General features: G+C 65.4%; 4 protein-coding genes. 2 read left to right on the forward strand and 2 right to left on the reverse strand.

Going from position 1 to position 4,512, the window contains the following annotated elements; genetic code table 11:
- The first annotated feature begins 155 nt into the window (after positions 1 to 155).
- Positions 156 to 1,133 (forward strand): DUF58 domain-containing protein, encoded by a 978-nt coding sequence (locus AC52Q4_RS12135; protein ID WP_495537061.1) that lies wholly within the window; start codon positions 156 to 158, stop codon positions 1,131 to 1,133.
- The gene (locus AC52Q4_RS12140) at positions 1,130 to 3,133 is read left to right on the forward strand and encodes a transglutaminase TgpA family protein (protein WP_495537062.1); all 2,004 of its coding nucleotides are present in this window, start codon (positions 1,130 to 1,132) and stop codon (positions 3,131 to 3,133) included. Before AC52Q4_RS12135 ends, AC52Q4_RS12140 begins: the two co-directional genes overlap by 4 nt.
- Before the next feature lie 53 nt (positions 3,134 to 3,186).
- Here AC52Q4_RS12140 and AC52Q4_RS12145 read toward each other — a convergent pair whose 3' ends face one another.
- Together AC52Q4_RS12145 and AC52Q4_RS12150 are read right to left on the reverse strand one after the other, a co-directional pair.
- Positions 3,187 to 3,750, reverse strand: a complete 564-nt coding sequence (locus AC52Q4_RS12145; RefSeq protein ID WP_495537063.1) for an AF_0619 family ribbon-helix-helix protein — start codon at positions 3,748 to 3,750, stop codon at positions 3,187 to 3,189.
- A 473-nt stretch (positions 3,751 to 4,223) separates the two neighbouring features.
- A complete protein-coding gene (locus tag AC52Q4_RS12150) occupies positions 4,224 to 4,460 on the reverse strand; it encodes a hypothetical protein (RefSeq protein WP_495537064.1) in 237 nt (78 codons plus the stop codon).
- Between the last annotated feature and the right edge of the window lie 52 nt (positions 4,461 to 4,512).

Raw genomic sequence — 4,512 nt, forward strand, 5'->3', positions numbered from 1 at the left:
GGCGGTTTTCGGCGCCGTCACCGCCCACCGCCTGCAGCCGCTGCACGACGCGGCGGGGCATGCGGACGCCGGCGCGCACCTTGCCGAGCGGCTGCAGGGCTCCGTGGCGGTTCCCTGATTCCTGCACGGCGATGCGGCGAGCCCGGCCCGAGAACATGAATCCGCACCTGACCACTCGCCTGACACGCGCGCTGCGCCGCCGCGTCAGACGCTGGGCGTTTGCGCGCGCACCGGAACCGCGCCGGGAGATCACACTGCAACGCGGGCAGATCTACATCCTGCCCACGCGGGCCGGCGCCGGATTCGGCGCGATCTGTCTGCTGCTGTGGCTCGGCGCCATGAACTACAGCAACTCACTGGTCTTCGTGCTGTGCTTCCTGCTCATCGGCCTGGGGCTGGTCGCGATGCAGCAGACGCACCGCAACCTCCTGGGCCTTGCCCTGAGAAGCGGCCCGGCGCCGCCCGTGTTCGCCGGGGAGCCCGCCCGCTTCAGCGTTCGCATCGACAATCCCGGCCGTCTCGCCCGCCATGCGGTCGGGGTGCATTTGCTCGATGCGCAAACGGGCGGCTGGCAGGATCTCCCCCCGGCACAGGAAACCCAAATGCACTTGCACTGCGCCACGCGGCAGCGCGGCTGGCAGACGCTGCCGCGCCTCCTGGTGAGCACCCGGTTTCCTTTCGGGTTGTTTACCGCCTGGAGCTACGCCCACCTGGACGCCCTCGTCCTGGTGTATCCGGCGCCCGCCGACAACCGCCGGGAGCCGCCAGCCGCCAGCGGACGCAACGACAGCGGCGTCATGTCCGCCTCGGGTCAGGAGGACTACGCCGGACTGCGCGCTTACCAGCCCGGAGACTCGCCGCGCCACATCCACTGGCGCCTTTACCCGCGTCACGATGCGCTGCTCGTCAAGCAATTCGCCGATTACTACAGCGAGGAGCTGTGGCTCGACTGGAGCCGGCTGCAAGGCCTGCCGGAGGAAGCGCGCCTGCGCCGGCTGTGCCGCTGGATCGTGGACGCCCACCGCAGCGGCCAGACCTATGGCCTGCGCATGCCCGCCGTAACGCTGCCGCCGGCCCGTGGCGAGGCGCACAAGCATCGTTGCCTCGGCACTCTGGCGCTGCACCCGGCATGAGCGTCTCCGCGCCGACCGACCCGCTGCCCGTCGCGCCCAGGACGACCTTGCGCCTGCTGCTCGTGCTCGCTTATGTGTTGGCGGGGCATGTCGCGCGCCTGCCGATATGGATCGACCTGCTGGTGGCCACCCTGCTGCTTTGGCGGGCGGGCGTGGCCTTGCGCGACTGGCCGACCATGCCGCGTGCGCTGCGCCTGACGCTGGCATTGGGGACGGTCGCGGGCGTGCTGCTGACCTACGGGCGTATCAACGGCCAAAGCGCCGGGCTCGCGCTGCTCGGGGTCATGCTGGGCGGCAAGCTGACCGAGCTCGACACACGGCGCGACCATCGCGTGCTGGTCTTTTTTGCCTTCTTTCTGCTCGCCACGTACTTCCTGTTCACCCAGGCGCTCGCCATGGTGCCCTACGCCGCCGGCGGCGTGCTGGCCCTGACCATGCTGATGGTCGATCTCAGCCACCCCGGCTCGGCGCTGGATCTCAGAACCTTGCTGCCCATCGCGGGACGGGCGCTGCTCTACGCGCTCCCCCTGATGCTCGTGATGTTCATCCTTTTCCCGCGCATTCCCGGCCCGCTGTGGGGACTGCCCAATGATGCCGGCGCCGCGCGCAGCGGCCTGTCACAGAGCATGTCGCCCGGCGACATCAGCTCGTTGGCCGTGTCGGATGCCGTCGCTTTCCGGGCGGCCTTCAGCGACTCGATGCCGGCGCCTGAGCAACGCTATTGGCGCGGACCGGTTTTCTGGTTCTTTGACGGGCGGCGCTGGTCCCCCGGCTCGCAGAGCAAGCGGCTGCCGGCGCCGCGGATCGAGGCGAAGGGCACGCGGTATCGCTACCACCTCACCATCGAGCCCAATCGGCAGCACTGGCTGTTTGCCCTGGAACGCCCGCTGCGTTGGCCCCACGATGCAGAGCTCGGCTCATCCGGCAGCCTGCGCGCGGAAAAGGCACTCGAGGAGCGCCGGCGGGTGACGCTGACGTCGGCACCGGCCGCACGCCTGGACAGCGACCTCGCCCCAAGGGCACGCGAGTTGGCCCTTCAGCTTCCGCTGCATGGCAACTCCCGCGCTCGTGAGCTGGCAAAACACTGGCGCGAACGAGGATGGCGCGGGCGGCAGCTCATTGCCGCGGGTCTCGGGTTTTTTCGCCGCCATGAGTTCGTCTACACCCTGACGCCGCCGACGCTCGGGCGCGACAGCGTGGACGAGTTCCTGTTCGAGACGCGTCGCGGCTTCTGTGAGCACTTTGCAAGCGCGTTCACGGTACTGATGCGCACTGCCGGCCTCCCCGCCCGCGTGGTCACCGGCTATCAGGGCGGTGAGCTCAGCATCGATGAGCGCTATCTCATCGTTCGACAGTCCAATGCCCATGCCTGGAGCGAAGTCTACCTGCCGAGACGTGGCTGGACACGGGTGGATCCCACCGCCTCCGTCGTGCCCGAGCGTGTCGAGACCGGTCTGCAGAGCGCGCTGGTGAGCGAGGGCCAGCGCCTGAGCGCGCCCATACGCCGCGAAGCGCTGTGGCACCGCCTGCGCCTGCAGATGGACTGGATCAACAATACCTGGAATCGGTTTGTTCTGGGCTACGGCCCGCAGCTGCAAGGCGAATTTCTCTCCCCGCTGGGCCTAGGGGATCCGTCTCGCATGATCATGGCGTTGACGCTCGCCTGCGCGCTGTTATTGGGCCTCGGTGGCATATTGATGCTGCGCGACTTGTGGAACGTGCCGAAGGATCCGGTTCAACTAGCCTGGCTAACCCTGGGCACACGCCTCGCCCGCCGCGGGCTCGCAAAGCGCGCCAGCGAGGGGCCTCGCGACTACATTCAGCGGGCAATGCGCCATTGGCCCGCCGATGCGGCCGCGCTGGGAGCGCTGTACCGTGATTACACGGCGCTGCGCTATGGAGGGAAAAATACGGATCGCCAGCGCAGAGAGCGGTTTCTACGCGCCGTCCGGCAATTTCGGCCCACCACGCGTGGGCGCGCCGCCGGAAAAGCCCGCTGACAAAGCGAGCGGCCTTGCCGGTGTCGGCGATCCCATGCTGGCCACTTACCCCGTCAGTGGCGGTCGGAAGCTATAGGGCACCAGGTAGTCTCGGGATGCTGGTATAAAGACTTCTCATTAATTGTCTCTTTATAGACGGCCATTGCTCCAGCAGCGAAGCCATCCAAGTAAGCGATCGTGTCACGGGAACCTTCCCAATGGCCATGTGCCTCCCAAAAGTCACTCGCGTCGGAACGACTGTCCACGCCTTCTACTCCGAAAATGATGTCATACAGGCACTCCGACGGGCTGAAGTCCGCTGCTTCCGTGGACAGGACCAAATGTCCGTCGTTGTGCTCCAGATGCTCATTCAATGACTTGAGATCCACGAACAATGCATGATCAGTCGCCCAAGCTCGGCCATCCTGCACGCCTTTGTCGTAGGCGTCGTCTTCTGCCGCCAGTGGAGAGGCGCGTAGCGGCTCGAGCACATCGGTTTGAGCCTCCTCAGCCTTCTGCGCGGCCAACTCGCCGAGCTTCTGCTCGAACGCTGCGACCGCCACAGCAGACCAATCGATGTCAACGCTCTGCATGCGATCCTTGAGGCTATCCGGGATTGATATCGTCGTGCGTGCCATCACTGCATCACCTCACTGGCTATGAACGGTATGCACACAAGCTCATTATGCAATTGTCGTGCGTTCTATCAACCGATTTGGTTAGGTATTGAGGGACGGCCAATGAGAAAAGCAAGCGGATAATGGAGGGATCATCGGGCTGGTTTGACCAAGTTGAGCTTTCACCCGAGAGCTTGGAGCCTCCGGGTGAGCTTTCTCATGCCGCTTCGTCTGGCTGAGATTCCTCGTGGGTAGGCGGGGAAATAGGGTCTGCTGGCAACCTCGAGTCTGCCGGAGACTCTCGCACCCACCCTCCACCTTCGGGGCGGCTACCGGATGAATACGAAACGGCTTCATCTGAACGCCGTGCACGACTCACGCGCCCGTTGACCGACAGTTCGCGTTGTAAAAAAACCGGGGTGCAGTGGAGAAACGGCTGCGCCGGCGGGGGGCTCGTCAGCCCCCGCCGGCCAAGTGTTACTCGCGTGGGCGGGTTAGGCGCTCTGGCTCTGAACGATCACGCCGTTCAGATTGAAGGTGTTGGGTCCGCCGATTCCGACCGCCGTGTTGTTGATCGTGGCCGTCTGGTACTGGCGGGTGAACTTCTGGTTCAGCGTGCTCGGGTAACGGGGCATGAGGTAGCCGCCGTACCAGCCGCCCTTCACCCGCAGGCTCGCCTGCCGCTCCAGGGTCTCGGTCGCGCAGAGGTCGCTAATCATGATGCTCGCCATTGTCTTGCTCTCCTTTACGAAGTTGGTTTCGGTTGTCGCTTACGTAATCTGT

Source organism: Nitrococcus sp. (assembly GCF_059432795.1).

Coding starts and splice junctions, on each gene's coding strand:
- AC52Q4_RS12145 (WP_495537063.1), bottom strand. CDS start 3,750: ATGGCACGCACGACGATATCAATCCCGGATAGCCTCAAGGATCGCATG.
- AC52Q4_RS12140 (WP_495537062.1), top strand. CDS start 1,130: ATGAGCGTCTCCGCGCCGACCGACCCGCTGCCCGTCGCGCCCAGGACG.
- AC52Q4_RS12135 (WP_495537061.1), top strand. CDS start 156: ATGAATCCGCACCTGACCACTCGCCTGACACGCGCGCTGCGCCGCCGC.
- AC52Q4_RS12150 (WP_495537064.1), bottom strand. CDS start 4,460: ATGGCGAGCATCATGATTAGCGACCTCTGCGCGACCGAGACCCTGGAG.